This window comes from Candidatus Nitrosocosmicus sp. R, assembly GCF_054408505.1.
In genome coordinates this window covers 341696-362340 of the sequence record NZ_CP167090.1, presented here as the reverse complement: position 1 = coordinate 362340, position 20645 = coordinate 341696, and the positions used below count along the sequence as shown (strand labels likewise).

Below are 20645 nucleotides of genomic sequence, written 5' to 3'. Positions count from 1 at the left end.
ATCATTAACAAACAGATTCAATTTGCAATGCATGGCAAGAACACCGAGGGGATAAGAAAACACATAACAGAAAGTTGGGAACAAATCTTAAGATCGAACTTCAATAATCTTTCAGAAAAAATATCAGGTGGATCTCCTCCCTCTGTATTCGTTAGCAGTTACACATATCCAAAAGTAAAAGTTGGACCCTTATTTTCACCATTGCAAACCGATTCGACAATACTGGATCACCCCGAAAAATGGGCAGGAAAGTCCATTGAAGATATAATAAGATACAAACTATCTCTTATCAGAGGCACATATTCAACTCATGTAAAAACAAATTTGAATGCTGATCGCTATATCCAATCCCTACAGGAATTAACTATGGCAACTAGATCTACTGAAATAGAAGTTACATTTGAGAGAAAACCCATATTGAATTTAGAAGAAATTTCATCAAGGACGACATCGGATTCTGACACGGTCCAATTCGGGATGGCATCAGAATTAGAGAGTTTGAAAGTGCCTTCAAATATTTCTAGTAACAAGAAAATTGAAAAAGCATTTTATGATCTTGATTTTAGAGCCATAGAAGCAATCAACTATTTATATGAAGAAGGAATTGAGATAAGTAAAATTAGTAAAATCCTAAGTTTAGGAATGATTGGGATTAAAAAAAATAGAAAACTCGTACCAACCAAATGGAGCATCTCTGCAATTGATCAAACGATTTCATCTGACTTGATAAAAAAAACTAATACCTTTCCGCCACTCGATCAGATTAGGATCTACAAATACGTTCACCTGGGGAATTATTATTCCATTGTCTTAATCCCAGATGAGTTATGGAGTTTTGAGATGCATGAAGCATGGATAGATAATAAAGGAGATGCAAAGATAGATACAGATACAGAGGATTCAATTGGTCTGAAGAACTATCCAAAAATTGGGGGATCTTATTTTGCTGCTAGGTTAGCTGCCATAGAATTCCTACATTACCAAAAAAGAAATGCATCAGTAATAGTCCTTAGAGAAATACATCCAGAATACATTCTCCCTGTCGGAGTCTGGCAAATAAGAGAGGGAATAAGAGAGGCTTTGAGAATGAGATGCAACAAATTTGAAACACTGGACATGGCACTATCCTTCGCGTGTAATAACTTAACCATATCAAAAAATGAATGGATTGGAAATAGCAGTATAATTAAAACAAGAAAGAGTCATAGCAGAATATCCGATTATTTCGGTACATCCTAACAGGAATATAACATTATTAGAAATAGAAGACAAATAATTTTTGAATCTGGTTGCCTACAAATCAAGAATATTGGGAAATCCCAACAGAGCAAGAGGAGTAAAATTTTGGGAGATCCAGGTCCATCGAAATTAATATTATTTATTGGATCAAAAAGAATCATCAAGGGATATCCATGGTCATGCTTTACTGCCTTGGCATTCCCCGAGTTTGAGCGCGGCTTTATGTTAGATGGTATTGCCAGCCCTTTCGGCTTTGATTTACAATTAGAAATACGGATAATAGTGATGAGAAATTATAGTTTGTAATGTAGAATAATACTTGTCTTATATTGTGGCTGCTGAAGGCACTTTTGTAAGTATTTAATAAATATGCTCAAGATCTGATAATATTCTAATATGGCCATAATATTACAATGTGAAAAATGTAGACAAATTAGTAAGAAGACTTACTGTGGAGAGTGTAACAAGTCGATTGACTACTTTGAAGTTTTTGAATACAACGACGAGACAACAGTTCCTGAGTCTAGGGAACCAATCGATAGAATAAAGGCATATACATGGAATGATGTATTGAATTTTGTCAAGAATAAATATTTTAAAGAAAATAGCGATCTAAATATTAACTGTGAGAAGGACTTTGCATATATAGAAAGGAAAACGCTTCGAGATGCTTCTAACACGAATTCTATGATCAACAATTTAGGATATAGAATATTTCTAAACAAGAATATTCCAACAGAATTAGATGATTCATCGAGTCATGGAAAATTCATCACAGATATTACTTGAGAAGTGGAAGATCCAAAATTGTTTAAAGGGGGATTAAAGGATAGATATTTCCTGATAAATAATTCACAATAGTCAATAAAAACCCGCCTAGTATCACAAAAGGATTCTGTTTGAGAGAAGTAACTCGAAACTAGAATGATTATGACTTTAGCTGCGGAGTTTTATGATCGGAATTATGAAAACCAAAACCAATAATCCACCAAACAACCATGCCAAAGAATAACCAAATGATTTTACCATGATAGAGAATACAAATGGAACCCAAAAAGCTCCAAGTAAAGATAATCCGTTAACAAAACTAACAGCAAGAATTTCATATTTAGGCAATCCGAGTTTCTCCAAGGCTAATCTCCTTGCCAATGCATATGGAATTACAAATCCTCCTGATGCAAAAATTCCAATTATCATTATTGAAGGGATCAAGAAATAAATATTAAGCATAGAAAAACAAATAATATTTACTGAAATAACTATTCCACATATTAGCAACAATATTATATCATTATTGAAATTATTTTTTCGAGTTAATTTATCATAAATTCTACCAATAAAAGGAGCAAATATAACATTCACTATCAAGGTTAATCCCCCAATTAGCCCCGCAATTGAAGAGGTAATATCAAGTTCGACTCTAAGAAATAGAATGATAAAAGTAGAGACTAAAATCCAAGCTATTTGAAATCCAAGCAATGATAATCCCACATAGATCATATGTTTATTCAACATGATAGATTTGAGGGCATCAAAATTAATTGTGAATTTAGACTTTTGATCGCGGGTTTCTTTGTTCAGGTCAAAGAATTTAAAAAAAAGGGAAACTTTTTCCTGAAAAGAATAATTAGATAGATTATTGGAGCTATCATATTTTTTTATCTGTAGAGCGTATAGCAAGAACAATCCACTGAGTATTCCCAAGATTCCACTGATTACTAGACTTGTCCTCCAACCAATAGCCTCCGCAATAATGATCCAGCCAAATATTCCAATAATTCCACCCAATGAATGGGCAGAATTTAAAATTCCAACACCTAGCCCATATGATCCTTTACCCAAATATTTTGAAATGAGAATAACGCTAGGACCAAAGAAAAATGCCATTCCAACTCCTACTAGGAATCTTAGAATTACCATTTGATATAACTCTGAACTCAACCCTGAAAGAAGAGAAGATATAGACAACAACATTGTTCCAAAAAATATCATAAATTTTGCATCGTATCTTGCCGACAGTATTCCAGCTGGAATCTGAAAAAGGCCAATCCCTATTAGAAATCCAGAAGTTACCAATCCCAACATCGAAACATCCTGTTTAAATTCATTTAGGATGAGATAAAAAATAGAAGAAATATTAAACCAATTTACTGCATATATGATCCTAGCAAGTATTATGGAGGTAACAGGAAGAGAAAATACTTGTTTGACTGAAGACATACACAAGTAAACCATGGATTGACGTATTATTACTGTTAGGATAAACAATCGATTAAAAAACTATAAAGTTTCAAACCGAGATTCAAAAGTAAGACAAAATTTGGTAACTAGAACGGTTTTGAGAGCGCAAAGTGAAATTATCTTATCAATCATATCACATATTCTAAAATTAGATATAATGTATTCGTCAGGTTTAGTATTTTTAGTGTCAAACCTATGATCACCATGATTTGCCCAGTCATGTTATAAACATGTTTTTTAACCATAGAATGAAAGCAAACAACCAATTATGTGGATATTCCTCAAAATCCATTTTATGCAGTAATATTTAATACAATTCTGATACTATAATAGGTCGCCAAGACGAGCTTCAGATGGTTAGATGTGTTAGGAAAAAAAGTCAAGAATCTAGTACAACATATTTTTAATAATAGCACTAATCAATCAACTACTAAATTATTTCTCGGGTATGTTAAAGTACATATACAATTCAAATTAAAATATTAATATGGAATGTCCCACATGTCAGAGCCAATTTCATTCTAACATGCGTAATACGCTTGTTGGAAAAAATAAGAGAAGTGCCAGTATTTTTGTTTATTTTCAAATATGTCCAGAATGTGATGAACCTATTGTCGGTATCAAAGAGGCTACACGGGGAGAAGTATATATGAACCCCAATAATATTGAGGATTTAGTCCTATTGAGAAAAGAACAGAAAAGATGAGCGCATTGATATAAAAGATAAGAAAGAAATTGATCAAGAAATAATATTCTTAGACATCATAGTAAAACATGAATTGATTTATGACTGATTCATCGTTACCTATTTCCACTATTTCCTTATTTTTAAGATCCGAATACGTACTGATTAAATCATGGTGAAAACAAAGGTTTAGATAATTTGAATCACTTTTCAACGAAGATAACGCTTCCTCCAAACTACCAGGTAAAACACCTATTCCAAGATCCTTCCTCCTTGAGTCAGACATTTTGTAAATGTCCTCACTAACAGGGTTCCCTGGTTCAATTTTTCTATTTATTCCGTCCAATCCTGCTGCAACTATGGCCGAGAAAGCAAGATAGGGATTTGCGGAAGGATCGGGTGCCCGGTACTCAATTCTTTTTGAGTTCGAACTCTTTTTTTCGTTGACTGGGAGTCTAACTACAGCAGATCTATTTCCCCTAGCCCAAGCAATATAGACGGGTGCCTCAAATCCTGGTATAATCCTTTTATACGAATTTACAGTTGGAGTTACTATAGCAGATAATGATCTAGCATGATCTAAAATACCGCCTATGAAGTATCGCCCAGTTTGGCTCAATTCGGCATAATCATCAGACTCATCATAAAATAAATTGGCATTCTTATTTGCGGATTTTGTCCATAAGCTTATGCTTACGTGCATACCTGATCCATTATCACTATTTTCATTGTTCAGAGGATCAAAAATTGGTTTTGGCATGAAATTTGCAATCTTGTTGTATTTTTTTGCCACATTTCTGACCACATCTTTATAAATCTGAACGTTGTCGGCGGATTGAGTCAAGTAATCATGCATAAAATTGATTTCAATTTGGCCACTACTAGCCACCTCGTGATTCATATTTGTGACATTAATATCATAATATTGTTTCAATATATTAGCTACCTCAAACCGAAATTCAATCAGAGAGTCTTGAAAAGTAGGAACATCGTACCCAGATTTTTTACGAATAGGATATTTCCCAATTCCATATTGTTCTGAAGATAAGATTGAAACATCTTTTGCACGGTTCCGACCATTTACATTATTACTTGCGGGGTCATTCTTTTCCATATCAAAGATTATTTGATCAAATACAAAGCATTCAACCTCAGCACCTACTTGACACGCAATTTGACTCACGGCAAGGTGATCCTCAAGAGTTTGCGAAACGCTCCGTGGATCTTTTCGAGATCTACCTTGATCAAATCCATTGTAAACATCAGCTATAACAGTCATTATTTCATAGCTTGACAAAGGTATTTTTCTTAATGTTTTTCTATCAGGAAACAGCATCATATCAGACTCGTCTATAGTTGAAAAACCAATTACTGAAGAACCATCCAACCCTATCCCCTTTCTAAAAACATCCTGAATCAACTCTTTATCGATTTGAATATATTTTGCGAGAAACTTGCCTATAAGATCAGTATACCTTATTTGCATAAAGTCTCGATCGACTGATTCAGCAGTAATTCTCCCGGTCATAGTAGCATCATTCAAAGAACTTCTCCCTCAACAACCTTAATACTTTATAGGATAAATAATTTTATGAAACTTATTTGCAGTATGAGATAGAACTAATTTAGTCTCACTGTTATGATGAGCAAAATAATAAAAATGTTAATTAACTTGGGGTTCAATGAGAGGTAAATTAAAGGAAATCTACAAGAAAAGCAAAGTTCACTGGTGGTCATGGAGATAAGTTCTTACATGTATCACAATAACCATATGGAATCACCAACGATAGTGGCACTTTGTCCCGAAATCAAATATCTTATATAAATTAGATTTTGCTGAAACAGATTGTTATTTCTACTCACAGAACAACTGACAAAAAAGATCATTTAGCGGAACTAGATGTTCATTATGTGAAAACTATGGAAAAATGCGTTCGCCTGTAAATCTGTCAATGATGAAAATTGCCTTAGTGGGACAAGTTTTGGCTGCATCAAGTATAGTTTCAAAATCTTCGGCTGTTTCTGATATAACTGTCGCTTTTGGATTTATATGTCTATTCTTCTCAACTACAAAAACCTTCGGAGCAAGCGTTTCACAACTTCCGAATGCTAAGCAGAGTGACGGCTCTATAATTATACGATATCGACTTTCTAATAAAGAAGTATCCTTCCCTAACAACGCAGCCTCATGTTCAGCATTTAATCTACTTTCAAAATTTACGTTGACTTCATTGTCGTAACTTCCAGTCTGACGGTCCAAGTCGTCTGAGATAGTATCTACTTTCCAATTATATCGATCAGAAGTCGAATTATCTTCATGATTTTGATCAGAACGGTCTAATTTTCTTGGACGCTCACCAGCAAGAGATTCATCGTATTGTTGCCTTTTTCCTGGATCGGATAGAATTTCAAACGCGATATTAATATTCTTCATTATATCATCAGAAACTGTTGAATTCCTGTCGGGATGGTATCTCCTTGCAAGTCGTCTAAACGCACTTTTTATATCCCTCTGATTGGCGTATCGTGATATCTCCAAGACTTCGTAATAATTAGCATCATCCAACCAGTTTTTCAAAGTAATATATCTTTTCAATTTAATATATACATACTTGATTGCTTATACAGGCCGAGCCTCCATTATCAATAGGTTAGATAAGGATTGTACATAGAAATTGACATTGAGATAGTTTCGGTATAGTTGTACTCTTGAAGATTGCAAACAAATATCGACTATAGTGTATATTTTCTTATAACAAGGTATTAATAATTTGTCTAATCCTTTTGATAAAGAGCCATTTACCATTATTGACCAAAGATACTAACCTAATAGGAAGACCGAGTTAGAGAAATTAAGGGATTGAGTTAGAATTTTTTTAGAATGAAAGTGAAGTAATTATTTCAGACCTAATAAATGCTTAATGTGCGACCTTTATTCCAGAATTTGTCATTTTAGACCCCACCATATCTAGTTCTTTCATAACCAGACAAATTCAATTTTCTAGGTATTGATTATATTATTACAAGCAACAGGATACTATGATATTGGAAACAGGTTTAGACAATCATACTAAATCTGTACCAAGGAGCAGACACAATTGTCATGATCATATGCTAACCTGCTTGGAGAAAGTTTGTTGCCATATTTGTTTATAAAGCACTATCTAATTCTCCATGTCATAATTAAATAATTCAGAAGGGATATTCTATAATTTTGGCTTTAAATACAAGTGTCATTAATAAAATTGCATTATGGTTTGATTCGGAGGCAATATTAAACAAGTTCACATGATATTCAATCTGATTTTTAATCTCATCTCAAACAAAAGATTATTCAATACCGATTACTAATATGTACAAGAAATCGAACTATGGCAAGATACGGAAACTCTGGGAGGCAGAGAAGGGGCGTATTATCACGCGTCGTAGGATACATAATGATAGGTTTTATCATCCCCTTTGTTTTGAAGAGGATTCAGCATCGTATTATAAAAGAACAAATGTCAAGATGTAACCGCTGCAATAGAAAAATGGATTTGATAAAAAAGAACGAATATTATTGTAAATATTGTAAGATCATTAGAATCGATGATGGGGACATATAACTAGTAGAGGTACAAACATATTTTTGTACTTTATTTATTTCAAGCCTATCACATAGAGTCCTGAATTTAGTAATTCATAGCTTTTTTAATTCCCTTTTTATTTTGATTATAGACAAAATGCTACGACTATGTTGTATATGAAAATAAAAGGACAAGACAAAAGGTCAAATATAATAGAGAAAATAAGGAATAAGAAGAAGAGGCGTCTGTGTTTCTATGACATTGATTTTGTTGTTCGAGATTTTAAATCATAATTTACGTTAAACATCGTTATTATATCGCGGAAGTTTTCATTTGGTGAAAATCTACATAATGTGATCCAGTTTCCACGGAGGCGCATTTTGATTTCACATATGCTATTTAAAGGGGGTGGAATAGATTCCACATCAAATCGCCGTCTTAATTTTTCTTCTAATTTAGTCCTTATCGGATCATCGGCTAATATCAAAATTTTTTGCATGTTTATATTTCAAAAATTGTCAACGATAGAATAAATCATAGATTGATGCAAGAGAATCCTTGTCCGAATATCTTTGAAATACCGAAACGCAATGATGTTTGATTTTAAGCTTGGAAGGCAATTATGCAATATGAATCAATTCTCCATAAATAATTTACTAAGATAAAAAATAAGTGGAAAAGACATTGTTAGTCAATTCTTATGGAATCAACCATAGAGTTAATATCCATGATATTTTGCGATTTTTCAGTTTCCCCAACTGTATAGCCTACTACAAACGCATTCGAATCATTAACAAATAAAATTTGTGTTTGTAAGTACGGATCGCTTTTAGAGGTAACATTATATTTTAACCCACTCATATTACTGAGTGAAATTGGAAGGCTATTTGACAATTTGATTGTAGGATCAGACAGTAATGAATTCCTAGTGAATTCGGTATATTTTTCAATGGACACGGGGAAAGGAAGTAACTCAGACAAAATTAAAAATGAAGATCCATCCAGAGATTCTGGGAGTAACAAAAATAGGTTCAACAAGTTTAGGATCTTTGATTCAACCCATTATCCACACCATCCATATCTCCAAAGATCGCATCAGCGTATTCTTTATCAGTTACCTTCCAATCCGATGGATACTGAAGAGTAATTCCTGTACGCGGATCTTGAAAGGTGGTTTTTGTCTCATTTGTTTGTCCCAAGATTACCGGAGAAAAGAAAAGAAAAGAAAAGCAAGAATAAAGGAAGCACAGTGATTTTTGCCAGCAATACAGGTTACCTAAAGATAGCTATTACTTATTCTTTTCCATACCTACTAGTGAGACATCTTAATGACATATCTCCCCAATTATTTTGATATGTAAATCGATTCATCCAGGTTTGTACATGTTTTGATAATTTTTCATTCTACATGGAATATAATCGTCAAATTTTTCTTTGGTCCTGTCTTTTTTTTATATACTGAAATGTCCTCTCTAGCCAGTCTTAGTCGAATTGTAATAGAATTGAAATTTTTATATCCTGTTATTATGTTGTTTTTCTTGTTTGTGTTTTGATCGAACTATCGTAGATTGACCTAGTAAAGACTAAGATATTTTCGAACGTACGTAGTATTTAAGTTTGGAAAATTTTGTGAAAATTTTAAGAAATTAAAAAAATTTAGAAATTTGAGTACGAAAATTTTTTGAAAAAGGTTGCATAGACTTTTACTTTAGGGACTAAAAATGTTGCCAAAAATAATTCACTATTAATACTAGTATGAATCATATACCAGATTAGTATGACAGCAAAGGTTGATGACACCAAATCGTCAAAAACCGCTACATTGAAGGTAGCTGAAGCAGAACAAAGAGATGTTGGACGAAAAATAGCTCGCGTAGATCCCGATATTGCAGAGTCGTTAAACATTGTTAGCGGTGATGCGCTAGAACTATCATCTATTGGTAGGAAGACTACCGTTTTAAGCTGGCCAGCTAAGGAGAGTGATAGAGGCAAAGGGTTGATCCGTATGGACGGATTTATCCGAAATAGGTTGGATGTCGGTGTCAATGACTTAGTAGAAATCAAAGTTGTAGAATCAAAAATAGCAAAAGATATAACATTTGCTCCTACTGAACCCTTGCGAATAATGGGTGCAGAAGAATATCTCGCAGAATATCTAAATGGAACTTTGATGACTAAAGGTGATACAGTCCCTATCAATGTAATGGGTAGAAGAATAGATCTGGTTGTGATCTCTACACATCCATCAGGCCCAGTCATAATTAGTGATACGACTGAGATAGTAGTTTCGGAAGAGTCTTCAAAAGCTGTTCAGATCTCCCAAGAAGGTACGACTGCATCAATCACATATGAGGATATAGGAGGATTGGGAGATGCGGTAGCAAGGGTTAGAGAAATGATAGAGCTCCCTCTAAGACATCCAGAATTGTTTAAGAGATTAGGTGTAGAAGCGCCAAAGGGGGTGCTGTTACACGGTCCACCTGGAACAGGGAAAACATTATTGGCAAAAGCCGTAGCGAACGAAACAAATTCCAATTTCTTTACAATTGGAGGACCAGAAATAATGAGTAAGTACCACGGCGAATCTGAAGAAAGACTTCGAAATGTATTTCAAGAGGCGGAAAAGAATGCACCTTCTATAATATTCATCGACGAAATTGACTCAATAGCGCCAAAACGGGAGGAAGTTACCGGTGAAGTCGAAAGAAGGATTGTTGCTCAACTGTTATCCTTAATGGATGGGATGAAATCAAGGGGTAAAGTAGTGGTAATAGCCGCTACAAATAGAGTAGATGCCATTGATCCTGCATTAAGGAGACCAGGTCGTTTTGATAGGGAAATTGAAATTGGAGTTCCCAACAGGGATGGGCGGTTGGAGGTATTGCAAATACACACAAGAGGAATGCCACTCGATAAGGATGTTGATTTACAAAGACTAGCTGATATTTCCCATGGTTTTGTTGGAGCTGATTTACAGGCACTTGCGAAGGAGGCAGCCATGCGCGCCCTTAGAAGAGTTCTACCCGATATGAATCTCTCTAGCGAAAGCATCCCACTTGATACTTTAAGAAAGATTATAGTTAGAATGCAGGATTTTATGGAAGTAATTAAGGAAACAGAACCCTCAGCCATGAGAGAGGTGTTTGTAGAAATACCGGATATAAAATGGGATGATATAGGTGGACTTTCCACCATAAAACAGGAGCTTCAGGAAGCTGTCGAATGGCCATTAAAATATTTGGGAGTTTTTACCTATGCAGATGCCACCCCTCCAAAAGGAATTTTGTTATACGGTCCACCTGGAACAGGGAAAACATTAATGGCAAAAGCAGCAGCAAATGAAAGTGAAGCAAATTTCATAAGTATTAAGGGCCCAGAACTGCTTAGCAAATGGGTAGGAGAATCAGAAAAAGGAGTACGAGAGATATTCAGGAAAGCTAGACAAGCTGCGCCATGTATAATTTTCTTTGATGAGCTGGATGCCATAGCTCCAACTAGAGGCGGAGATCATGGAGATTCCCATGTAACAGAGAGAGTAATCAGTCAATTTCTGACCGAGATGGACGGCCTCGAAATACTAACGAATGTAGTAGTAATTGGAGCCACCAATAGACCCGATATAATAGACCCAGCATTATTAAGGCCAGGGAGATTTGATAGAATTCTATATGTACCCCCACCTGATCGGGAATCCAGACTTCAAATTATCAAGATTCATACAAAAAAGAAGCCGTTGGCTGAAGATGTCAATATTGAAGATTTAGCTGATAAAACTGATGGATATACAGGAGCTGATATCGCTTCGTTATCATCTGCAGCAGTCATGTTGGCATTAAGAGAACATATAACAAAATATCCAGATTCCAAGGAGGCAGAGAAACAAGCAAAGGAATTAAGAATAAATATGAAGCATTTTGAAGATGCCATGAAAAAAATAAGACCATTGTCAAAACAGGAAATAGATATGTATAAGAATGTGGCAAACAAATTCGGGAAAGTGGAATTATAGTCCACCGAATTTAATAAAAGAACACTTTATTCTTATTTGTAATCCTAATATCGTTTGACTGAAAAGCCCTAACCAAGGTTGGAAGTTAAAGGCAACAAGATACATCAATCATTATTTTCACTATAGTCATCAAGTACAATTCATGACCTTATCTATATGGTCAAATGAATAAATCGAAGACAAATTCAAAAATTGATTCATCTTAGATTAATACCTACCTTTTATGAGCATTAATATCGACGCATAGATGACTCCATGTCTAACAATTTTTGAACTCTCTTTTCGATTGGTGGATGAGTTGAAAAAAGTTGCGTAAGAGTGTCACCTGAAATTGCAGGAATTATGAAAAAGGCATTGTAGCCCTCTATGTGTTTTAATTCCTTTGCTGGCACTTTATGCATAGTTCCACTAATTTTCAACAATGCGTTAGCCAAGCTGACAGGCTTTCGGGTCATTTGAGCCGCACCTCTATCTGCAGAATATTCTCTATAACGCGAGATGGCCCTAATTATTAGAAAACTCACTATCCAAGTTACTAATGAAACAACAATTATGATTATCATAGAGCTTCCATTATTGCGATCCCTTCCTGCACCATATATTCCTCCAAAAAATCCGAATTGCATCATTTGCCATGCTATGGTTGAAAACAAACTAGCGAGTGTTATTACCATTACATCTCGATTTTTTATGTGTGTTAATTCGTGTGCTAAAACTCCCTCTAATTCATCCTGATCTAATATTTCTAATAATCCTGTAGTAACAGCAACCACAGAACTGCGATGACCTTTTCCTGTGGCAAACGCATTAGGGATTCGGTTGTTTACTACAGCAATCTTGGGCTTGGGCAAATTATTATTAGACACTATATTTTCCACCATAGAGTGCAAACTTACATATTGTTCCTTGGTAACTATTTTTGCTCCAGTACTCCAAAGAACTATTCTATCAGAAAAAAACCACTGACCCAAAATAAAAACTGCCGAAATTACTACTATTGGAAAAAAACCCAGGCCAAAATAAGCCAAAACCGTGATAAAAACAATGTACAAAAAGGCCAATATGCCCAAGCAAATAATTATTCTTATTGTTATCCCAGTATCCCTTTTCCTCCAAGAACTCTCCATTTTCCTAACTATATTTGGATGATTTGCTATTTAATCATGATATTTTTTGTTCCTTTGCTTCACCCCATAAGAAAATGTAAAAAATAGTGTTAGAAATTCTAGAACTTTGTAGATAAATGAAAATAGTCATATAACTTAAAATAACAAAACGGCTTGAGATTGTTAAAAAATTTGATCATGATTATATGAGTTCGCCTCTAGAAAATCTAGAATCTCACTTGGTGATGATCCTTTAGGATATTTTTTGATGACCCTCTTCTCTCTAAACTACTCAGGATATGGAAATTCAAGGAACCGCGCAGTCTCTTTGCCAACATGTGCTCCAAAAAAATGACTGACAAGGAATAAAGATAACCCTATGCCTGAAGCAACCCCTGCAGAAGTAAATATAGTTCCATCAACAGTAAAAATCACATCTTGTTGTATTTGAGCTTTGGGTGCAGAGTCATGTAGAAAATTAAATGTTCTCCAATGAGTAGTAGCCTTTTTTCCATCCAAAAGTCCCGCCCTACCAATTAGACTTGAACCCGTACAAACTGATGCTGTCAAAGTAGATTTTGCAGATAGTTTTGATATCTTTTGGAGCAATACAAGATTATTTACCTCTCTACGTGTGCCCCATCCGCCGGGTACGATGAATAAATCTAAATTTGGACAATCATCAAAAGTAAAATCTGGAAGGAGCTTTAATCCTCCGATTGCAATGATAGGTGTTTTTGTTTCCGATAACAGCACGACTCGAAAAGGTGATGCGGTTTCATATCTCTTGTTTTCATCAAGACGTGTCATCGAAAAAACTTCAAATGGACCAGCAACATCCAAAACTTCTACATCGTTAAATATCAAAATTCCTACAGTCTTAATACTAGAAATTTTTTTCTCCGTGGTGGATAACATATCTAAATATATAATAATATCACCTTTATTTTTCACTATAGATTTTAAGATTTCATTGAATTAGCAAGTTTTAGACTTGAATAATTATTAAAAGATGTTTTAGGACATGATATCGGTATTTAAGACGTGTAAATGTCATTATACCAAGCAATTTCCAAAATTTTAATTTTTATGATGATGCAAAGCCACTTTCAAATAGGCAAACGATTATTTATTTATACAATATATGCCAACTACTATCATGAAAGTCCAAGCCTTTGCTGCAACTAAATCAGGATCAAAATTAAAGCCTTTTGAATATGAGCTGGGACCACTCAAGCCTGATGAAGTTGACATAGACATCGAGTATTGTGGAATCTGCCATAGCGATTTGCACATGCTCAAGAATGAATGGGGGATCACCAAATATCCATTTGTCCCAGGACATGAAATAATTGGAAAAATTTCATCCGTTGGAAAAATGGTAACTCATCTAAAAACAGGTCAACGAGTTGGAGTTGGATGGAGATCTCGTTCATGTCAGACCTGTGAACAATGTTTGAGTGGTTATCATAACCGATGTTTAACTGGAGAAGATGTAATTGTGGGTAGACATGGTGGATTTGGAAATAAGGTCCGCTGTCAAGCCTTATGGGCTTTTCCACTACCAGATAACCTAGACATTAAAACAGCAGGTCCACTCTTTTGTGGCGGTATCACAGTATTTAGTCCCATCATTCAAAATGGGATCAAAGCTACAGATCATGTCGCAGTAGTAGGAATAGGAGGACTTGGCCATATGGCTCTCCTTTTTCTCAATGCGTGGGGATGTGAAGTTACAGCTTTCTCTACTAATCCTAAAAAAGAGAAAGAAGCTAGGAAATTTGGGGCACATCACTTTATAAATTCAAATAATACGAAAAATCTGAATTCATTAGCAAATAAATTTAAGATGATTCTTGTAACTGCAAATGTCGAGATAGATTGGGATGCCTATATCAATACTCTTGCCCCAGGAGGAAGACTGCATATAGTTGGAGCCGTCCCTCAGGTAAGGGCTACGATGTCTCCTTTGATTTCTCATGAAAGATCAATAGGAGCCTCCCCAACTGGAGGTCCTGCGGTTATCTTGAGTATGCTCAATTTTTGTACACGAAACCAGATCATGCCACTAGTTGAGGAATACCCCTTGTCCAAAGTGAATGAAGCCCTAGAACATCTAGAGGCAGGGAAAGCAAGATATCGTATAATATTGAGGAATGATCTGACCTAGTCAATTATGAAACAAATCTCATTTTTGAGGGCATTATTATTCTATCCCAACCAAAGTTTAACTCACCCTCTTACTTTTTGGTAGATTTATTTAAACAATAATAGATCAAAAATATTAAGTCCTATCATTTGTGTTAATTCATTTGATTCCTTGGCGAAATATCCAAGATTTGGCTCTAGTAAAGTACAATAGGAACAGGATTTCTAATTAGTTATCCATGATTTCCTGATAACGATATAATTATAAAGTTCTTAATTGCCTTTTGATGGTAAGGTCAGTGTAAACTTTGATCCTTCAATCTTGTTATTTCCATCGTAACAATTTTCAGCCCATATCTTTCCCTCATGTGACTCAATTATTTTTTTTGAAATGTACAATCCTAATCCGGTTCCTTTGCGTGATCTTGATACGAACTTGGTGAATAGATTAGGTAGAATTTCTGGATCTATCCCGCGACCAGAATCACTAATAGTCAATAAAATCTCACTGGTTGTCTTGTTCTCACTTAACCGCAGAGTGATTGTCCCACTGTCTGTAAATTCAACTGCATTTTCTAAGATGTTTACTATTACCTGAATAATTCGTGTTCTATCCGCAAACACATATCCAAAATTTCTTCTGCTTTCAGAATTAGTACTATTGCAATCATTGAGTCTGGAATCGTACCTGATTTCTAATTGATTTTTATTTAAGAGATGTATATTACTATTATATTCTCTTACAATTTCTATTACAAGTTTCTCTAAACTGAAATTTTCTTTATGCAGTATCAATAATTCATTTTCTAGTTGCGTAACATCCAATACTTTATCAATTAACCGTGCGAGCCTCTTTGTGCTTTGATTTATAGTAACTATAAAGTTGCTATAGTTGTCGATATTTCCTCGGGTATTCATCAAGATATCTGAATATCCTAACAATGATTGCACCGGATTTCTAAGTTCATGTGCAGCAATATTAATAAATTCTTTTTGTAGTCTGTCTTGTACTTTTAATTTATCGTATATTTCAGCTTGATTCCAAAGAGCTTCAAATATAGACGCATATGATTTAGAAACCCTGGGACTATTTGAATATGATGAAAGTCCGATAGACTCAATCATATCAATCGCAGGTATGTTTTTTGATTCTATTATCAATGATTTATTCTTATCAACAATTAAGAATCCTATCTCGGTAAATAACCTGCTGTTTAAAATTTTCAATTTGAAATTCTCAACACCCTTGAATTTAAATTCCAGCGGGATCTCGTCAGAGTTAGAAATGCCGGGAATCTTTCCATTAAATTTGTCAAATATTGTCAAAATCTTGTGCTGTATTTCATTATCAGTTTCCTCTACGATAAGGATTCTGATATTCATATTCTTTCTTGATATAGAGATATTCTTCATAAACTCCATCATTCCCGATTCGACCTGTCTTAAAAATGAATTAAAATTGGGAAGAATAGCTAAAATCTCATATTTAGCAGATGATATCAAAGTACGAACTAATTTCACTGACTCCTCAGGATCATCGATCGTTTCTATAAAAGATAATTCAGTTTCCTCTTCTAATGATTTTATGACTCTTTCTGGATCCTTGCTACTCTTCCACAGCTCTTCAAATACATTTGAGAAATGATCTAAATATGAGGGATCATTACTATATAAAATACTATTGTTAGGATCATTTCTTTCCGTTCTCTTAACTGCTATAATAAGATCCGAATTAGTGACAGTATAATCGATAGAAGATATATCTTTGATATGTCTAATCTGTATTCCTAAATCTAGTAATTCTTTTACTATCTCTAAATTGTCTCTAGTGATCTCAACTAGAATTCTTATTCGTTTGTGTGTATTTTTCCCCTCATTTGTTAATGCATTTATTATGGATTCTACAAGATAATTTTTGTTAATCCTTAAACCGTCAATAGATGTACAAACATTAATTTCAGAAGAATTCCATACTACTCGCCCAAACTCAGTTTCTATTAATGAATCACTAGATTCTGTAATTAATTTTGTTTCATAAGATTTGATCCCTTCTTTTAATTCTTTGATCTTCTTTTGAGCAACTGTAGCATTTTTCCATAAAGTATCAAAAATAAATTGCCCCTGAGCAACAACTTCGTCGACATTGCTATAAATTACCTCAGTTAATGGCTGTGCTTCTTGAAGGACTGTAGTAGCCATGTACTCAGTTTCATTTATAGCAATTCCGCCTTTAAGACCATCCATATGTCTTAATTCAGTAACAGTTTTCACTAATTCTTCGCAATATTGTAGATTTTCTTTTGTAATTTCGGTTATACATCTAATTTTTCCTCCCCTTTTTAGAATATCCCCGTAGCCATTGTAGTACTGTGGGATTTCAATAACTATCGAAGGAGCTCTATGATCAAATGTAATATCCATCTTATGTTTAACATTTTTCATAAATTCTACGCCTTTTCCTACCGCATTTTCAGCTCCATATAATATCTGCGTATTTTTATGCAGATGAAAACCATGAGGAGGTAATGACTTTTCATCATATTTACCTGAGGCCATGGATATACGAAAAATTAGTAAGTACGTATATAAAACCTATTTGTATACCGCACAAAAATCATATCAAGATTTTAGAAAATTTAGGCATTAAAGAAATATAACACGTTCACCCAAATATACATGATTTTTTGTAAATGAATATGATAATAGACGCCAGTTGGTTGGCTTTACATTTAGACGATGAAAATTTGATAATAATTGATTCCAGGGGAATTATGCCCTTTAGATTCAGTCATATTAAGAATGCTATGCCGATGGGTGTGGAAAAGGTGATATCAACCGATGAAAATGGGGCTCATCTGGTAATTACGCCCCAAGCCGCAGAACAAATATTTACTGACATGGGTATTGATGACACCAAAGTAGTTATCGTGTATGGTGAATACCCAGATCCTTCACTCGCAAGAATTGTTTGGACACTTATTTATTTTGGTCACAGGAATGTAAAGATTCTAGATATTGGTTTTGAAAACTGGTTACAAAGTGGATACCCCGTTACAAAAGACTTTAGATCAAATAATACAGCGACAAAACCAGACAGAGGATTTATTGCGCATATTAAAGCTACTGAGAGAGCGGATGCACAGATCATTTTTGAAGAGAAAGACAAGCCTGAAACTATCATCATAGATGCACGCACCCCCCAAGAGCATTTATACGCGAGAATTCCAGGCTCAATCCTGCACAATTATGATGAGGGAATAGGAGACAGTGGTAAAATGATTAAGGATGTTGAAGTGTTAAAAAAAGATTTCGAAAGAATAGGTATCACCCAGGACAAACAAATAATATGCTATTGTCACTCTGGAATTCGAGCTGCACATACATATTTGCAACTAAAACAAGCAGGTTTTGCCAATGTAAGACTGTACGATGGGTCCATCATAGATTGGGTCAAGCGTAAATATCCTTTAGGATAAAAATTATATGTATTTTGAATTGGATCTTGATAATTATAAGCCTTTTGATACTCACCAAAGTAATCAAATAAGTAAATACTTTGGAAAATGTCTTGAGGGGTTAATAAATAGGTAAATTAAGGATTCACGGTTACCTGGAATTTATTATTTGTTTGTCATTTTAGTCCATTCAAAGATTTATACAGATATAAAGTTGCTATCGAGTTTGACAATTATCGGGTCAATAATTAAAATATATGTTATTGATGACTAGATGTGTTCCTATAACTTGGTCTCAATAATCGATTTCGCCTTTTCAAATATTTGAATCCACATAGGCCATGTTAAAGTCCCAGTATTGGTATTTCTCCTGCTTGGATGATACGAAACGATCAGAGTCTTAGTAGAATCTATTTGGTAAACACTATTGTGTTTGAAGTACAATCCCCTCATATCATTCAATTTGCAATACGTATCAAAAGCCATTTTGCCTAAAGTTATGACTACGACTACACTATTTTTTAACAGATTTAATTCGCTTCTTAAAAATCGTGAACAATTAGAAATTTCAGAATTAGTAGGTTTGTTCGTTGGAGGAGCACACTTAACTATAGAGGTAACGTATGTGTCGGATAGGAGCAACCCATCATCAACAGATACACTGTGGGGGCTATTAGCAAAACCAGTTTCAAACAATGCTTTCATCAACCATTCCCCGGAGCTATCTCCTGTAAACATCCTTCCTGTTCTGTTACCACCATTGGCTGCTGGTGCTAAACCAATTATCAATAATCTCGCTTTAGGATCACCGAAGGACGGTACAGGTTTTGCCCAATATGTATAACCACTATATCTTTGCGGCCTATAGTCTCCAACTTTACGAATATATTGCAGTAGACGCGGACACTGGCTGCATAAAGTGATTTGTTCATTAACTTTATCTAATGACAAATATAGTTCATCCGTCCCCCTTTTTTCATTTTAGTAAGAATTAATATTCAATATAGTTCTTTAATTTTGATTTGAGGATAGATCCATTCCTAATGTATCTACAATAATGATGTTAAATACCTTACTATTACCGGAAAATTAAATCAACCGGCATTGACTCAATTTATTTATTGACAAATTGGGTAAAAAGATGAAAATTCTTAAAGGAATTTACAATTTGAATCCGGTTTTTCAAATTAGATTTCTCATATTTCCAAATACAAGTCAAAGTAAAAATCAGAGTATAAAACAGAAGTGTTAAATATCAAAATTTATTATACCTAGTATGCATCCACTAATTGAATTCCAATACTGGACAGTTACTGAATTTATAAGACAGTTGATCGAAGGCAATGTGATCTCGACAATTGGAGATAAGGACGTTGCTGATTTGGATAAGAAAGTACTACAATGGATAGAACGAAGCTATGAAAAAGACTTTAATGTACATGAAGATGAAAAGTTACAAGACCTTACTAAAGAAATATTCGATCAGGTTGTTTTGCTAAGACTTACAGGATTATTATCAGGGATTTTGTCCATACACAAGTTTGGCAAATCTTAATTCCTAAACATTTTTAAAATAGTATCTTGGAGTCTGGATCTATCTTAGTATCAAAAATCAAATCTAGATTTAAAGTATAAAATTCAACACCCTTTCAATTCGAAACCAATGAAAAGGAGAGTAAGAAGAAGCGTGGTGTATGTTTTTGTAAAAATTAATTATTGAAATATGGTAAACAATAAATCAGTTGTCTGGTACCAATGCTTTTTTTGAATCCTAATAGTTAAAAAAAGTGTATGATGTTAAAGGAACATATTCAGGATTAAGATAGTTTTCATCTTGATTAGCTTCGGGATTATCTTCAAGGTTCTGAGCATAAACAACCATGGTCAAGATTTTGTTTTTTGTGTTTAGAGTATCTGGAAGTTGAAATTCCAAGTCAATATTATTCTTACTCAAGTCCCACTTTTTTGCTTCAATTATCTTGTAGGAATCATCTTTTTTTTCCTGAATATATTGCAAGTCTGATGGTAAGGGTTTAGATATCATTAATTTAAGATCTCCAAAATCATAACTATTCTTGTCTCTATTTTTTTCATAATTCAGTTTGGTTGGAAATTCGTCTAAGAAGAACGAAACATGATTTATGACAAAATTAAATTTGTTTTGATCATTGATTTTAGCTTCCAATATTATATCTT

18 protein-coding genes are annotated in these 20645 nt (G+C 34.2%); 8 read left to right on the top strand and 10 right to left on the bottom strand.

The genetic code is table 11. The annotated features are described in order from the left end of the window. The first annotated feature begins 27 nt into the window (after nucleotides 1-27). From AAGU22_RS01875 to AAGU22_RS01865, 3 genes are all read left to right on the top strand, one after another. Entirely contained in the window at nucleotides 28-1239 is a 1212-nt protein-coding gene (locus tag AAGU22_RS01875; protein ID WP_458720554.1) for a hypothetical protein, read from the top strand. Nucleotides 1240-1344: 105 nt separating this feature from the next. Further along, nucleotides 1345-1545: a hypothetical protein gene (locus tag AAGU22_RS01870; RefSeq protein ID WP_458720553.1), complete on the top strand. Its 201-nt coding sequence runs from the start codon at nucleotides 1345-1347 to the stop codon at nucleotides 1543-1545. 90 nt (nucleotides 1546-1635) lie between these two features. Next, nucleotides 1636-2028 carry a hypothetical protein gene (locus AAGU22_RS01865; RefSeq protein ID WP_458720552.1) on the top strand — a complete coding sequence of 131 codons (393 nt, stop codon included), beginning with the start codon at nucleotides 1636-1638 and terminating at the stop codon, nucleotides 2026-2028. A 147-nt stretch (nucleotides 2029-2175) separates the two neighbouring features. Here AAGU22_RS01865 and AAGU22_RS01860 read toward each other — a convergent pair whose 3' ends face one another. After that, a complete protein-coding gene (locus AAGU22_RS01860; RefSeq protein WP_458720551.1) occupies nucleotides 2176-3459 on the bottom strand; it encodes an MFS transporter in 1284 nt (427 codons plus the stop codon). Between the two features lie 508 nt (nucleotides 3460-3967). Here AAGU22_RS01860 and AAGU22_RS01855 point away from each other — a divergent pair. Further along, nucleotides 3968-4186: a hypothetical protein gene (locus tag AAGU22_RS01855; protein ID WP_458720550.1), complete on the top strand. Its 219-nt coding sequence runs from the start codon at nucleotides 3968-3970 to the stop codon at nucleotides 4184-4186. Nucleotides 4187-4235: 49 nt separating this feature from the next. Here AAGU22_RS01855 and glnA read toward each other — a convergent pair whose 3' ends face one another. From glnA to AAGU22_RS01835, 4 genes are all read right to left on the bottom strand, one after another. Beyond that, a complete protein-coding gene (gene glnA, locus AAGU22_RS01850) occupies nucleotides 4236-5708 on the bottom strand; it encodes a type I glutamate--ammonia ligase (RefSeq protein WP_458720549.1) in 1473 nt (490 codons plus the stop codon). A 375-nt stretch (nucleotides 5709-6083) separates the two neighbouring features. After that, on the bottom strand, nucleotides 6084-6761 hold the full coding sequence (locus AAGU22_RS01845) for a DnaJ domain-containing protein (RefSeq protein ID WP_458720548.1): 678 nt from the start codon (nucleotides 6759-6761) through the stop codon (nucleotides 6084-6086). A gap of 1657 nt (nucleotides 6762-8418) precedes the next feature. Continuing rightward, entirely contained in the window at nucleotides 8419-8688 is a 270-nt protein-coding gene (locus AAGU22_RS01840; protein ID WP_458720547.1) for a hypothetical protein, read from the bottom strand. Nucleotides 8689-8771: 83 nt separating this feature from the next. Next, nucleotides 8772-8930 (bottom strand): hypothetical protein, encoded by a 159-nt coding sequence (locus AAGU22_RS01835; RefSeq protein ID WP_458720546.1) that lies wholly within the window; start codon nucleotides 8928-8930, stop codon nucleotides 8772-8774. A gap of 578 nt (nucleotides 8931-9508) precedes the next feature. Here AAGU22_RS01835 and AAGU22_RS01830 point away from each other — a divergent pair. Further along, on the top strand, nucleotides 9509-11740 hold the full coding sequence (locus AAGU22_RS01830; RefSeq protein WP_458720545.1) for a CDC48 family AAA ATPase: 2232 nt from the start codon (nucleotides 9509-9511) through the stop codon (nucleotides 11738-11740). Nucleotides 11741-11970: 230 nt separating this feature from the next. Here the strand turns inward: AAGU22_RS01830 and htpX are convergent, their stop codons facing one another. Continuing rightward, a complete protein-coding gene (gene htpX, locus AAGU22_RS01825) occupies nucleotides 11971-12867 on the bottom strand; it encodes a zinc metalloprotease HtpX (protein WP_458720544.1) in 897 nt (298 codons plus the stop codon). Between the two features lie 267 nt (nucleotides 12868-13134). Continuing rightward, nucleotides 13135-13800, bottom strand: a complete 666-nt coding sequence (locus AAGU22_RS01820) for a DJ-1/PfpI family protein (RefSeq protein ID WP_458720543.1) — start codon at nucleotides 13798-13800, stop codon at nucleotides 13135-13137. Nucleotides 13801-14005: 205 nt separating this feature from the next. On the opposite strand from AAGU22_RS01820, the gene ahr reads away from it, so the two are divergent. Beyond that, a complete protein-coding gene (gene ahr, locus AAGU22_RS01815) occupies nucleotides 14006-15016 on the top strand; it encodes an NADPH-dependent aldehyde reductase Ahr (protein ID WP_458720542.1) in 1011 nt (336 codons plus the stop codon). 251 nt (nucleotides 15017-15267) lie between these two features. On the opposite strand, the gene AAGU22_RS01810 is transcribed toward ahr, so the two are convergent. Then, nucleotides 15268-17550: an ATP-binding protein gene (locus AAGU22_RS01810; RefSeq protein WP_458720541.1), complete on the bottom strand. Its 2283-nt coding sequence runs from the start codon at nucleotides 17548-17550 to the stop codon at nucleotides 15268-15270. Nucleotides 17551-17690: 140 nt separating this feature from the next. Between AAGU22_RS01810 and AAGU22_RS01805 the strand changes: the two genes are divergently transcribed. Then, entirely contained in the window at nucleotides 17691-18470 is a 780-nt protein-coding gene (locus tag AAGU22_RS01805) for a sulfurtransferase (protein ID WP_458720540.1), read from the top strand. A gap of 261 nt (nucleotides 18471-18731) precedes the next feature. On the opposite strand, the gene AAGU22_RS01800 is transcribed toward AAGU22_RS01805, so the two are convergent. Beyond that, complete coding sequence (locus AAGU22_RS01800) at nucleotides 18732-19400, bottom strand: uracil-DNA glycosylase (RefSeq protein ID WP_458720539.1); 669 nt, start codon at nucleotides 19398-19400, stop codon at nucleotides 18732-18734. A 325-nt stretch (nucleotides 19401-19725) separates the two neighbouring features. Here AAGU22_RS01800 and AAGU22_RS01795 point away from each other — a divergent pair, with 325 nt between their 5' ends. Beyond that, the gene (locus tag AAGU22_RS01795; protein ID WP_458720538.1) at nucleotides 19726-20004 is read left to right on the top strand and encodes a hypothetical protein; all 279 of its coding nucleotides are present in this window, start codon (nucleotides 19726-19728) and stop codon (nucleotides 20002-20004) included. Between the two features lie 216 nt (nucleotides 20005-20220). On the opposite strand, the gene AAGU22_RS01790 is transcribed toward AAGU22_RS01795, so the two are convergent. Continuing rightward, nucleotides 20221-20634 (bottom strand): hypothetical protein, encoded by a 414-nt coding sequence (locus AAGU22_RS01790; protein WP_458720537.1) that lies wholly within the window; start codon nucleotides 20632-20634, stop codon nucleotides 20221-20223. Nucleotides 20635-20645 lie beyond the last annotated feature (11 nt).

Coding starts and splice junctions, on each gene's coding strand:
- AAGU22_RS01875 (WP_458720554.1), top strand. CDS start 28: ATGCATGGCAAGAACACCGAGGGGATAAGAAAACACATAACAGAAAGT.
- AAGU22_RS01865 (WP_458720552.1), top strand. CDS start 1,636: ATGGCCATAATATTACAATGTGAAAAATGTAGACAAATTAGTAAGAAG.
- AAGU22_RS01860 (WP_458720551.1), bottom strand. CDS start 3,459: ATGTCTTCAGTCAAACAAGTATTTTCTCTTCCTGTTACCTCCATAATA.
- AAGU22_RS01855 (WP_458720550.1), top strand. CDS start 3,968: ATGGAATGTCCCACATGTCAGAGCCAATTTCATTCTAACATGCGTAAT.
- AAGU22_RS01830 (WP_458720545.1), top strand. CDS start 9,509: ATGACAGCAAAGGTTGATGACACCAAATCGTCAAAAACCGCTACATTG.
- htpX (WP_458720544.1), bottom strand. CDS start 12,867: ATGGAGAGTTCTTGGAGGAAAAGGGATACTGGGATAACAATAAGAATA.
- ahr (WP_458720542.1), top strand. CDS start 14,006: ATGAAAGTCCAAGCCTTTGCTGCAACTAAATCAGGATCAAAATTAAAG.
- AAGU22_RS01810 (WP_458720541.1), bottom strand. CDS start 17,550: ATGGCCTCAGGTAAATATGATGAAAAGTCATTACCTCCTCATGGTTTT.
- AAGU22_RS01805 (WP_458720540.1), top strand. CDS start 17,691: ATGATAATAGACGCCAGTTGGTTGGCTTTACATTTAGACGATGAAAAT.
- AAGU22_RS01795 (WP_458720538.1), top strand. CDS start 19,726: ATGCATCCACTAATTGAATTCCAATACTGGACAGTTACTGAATTTATA.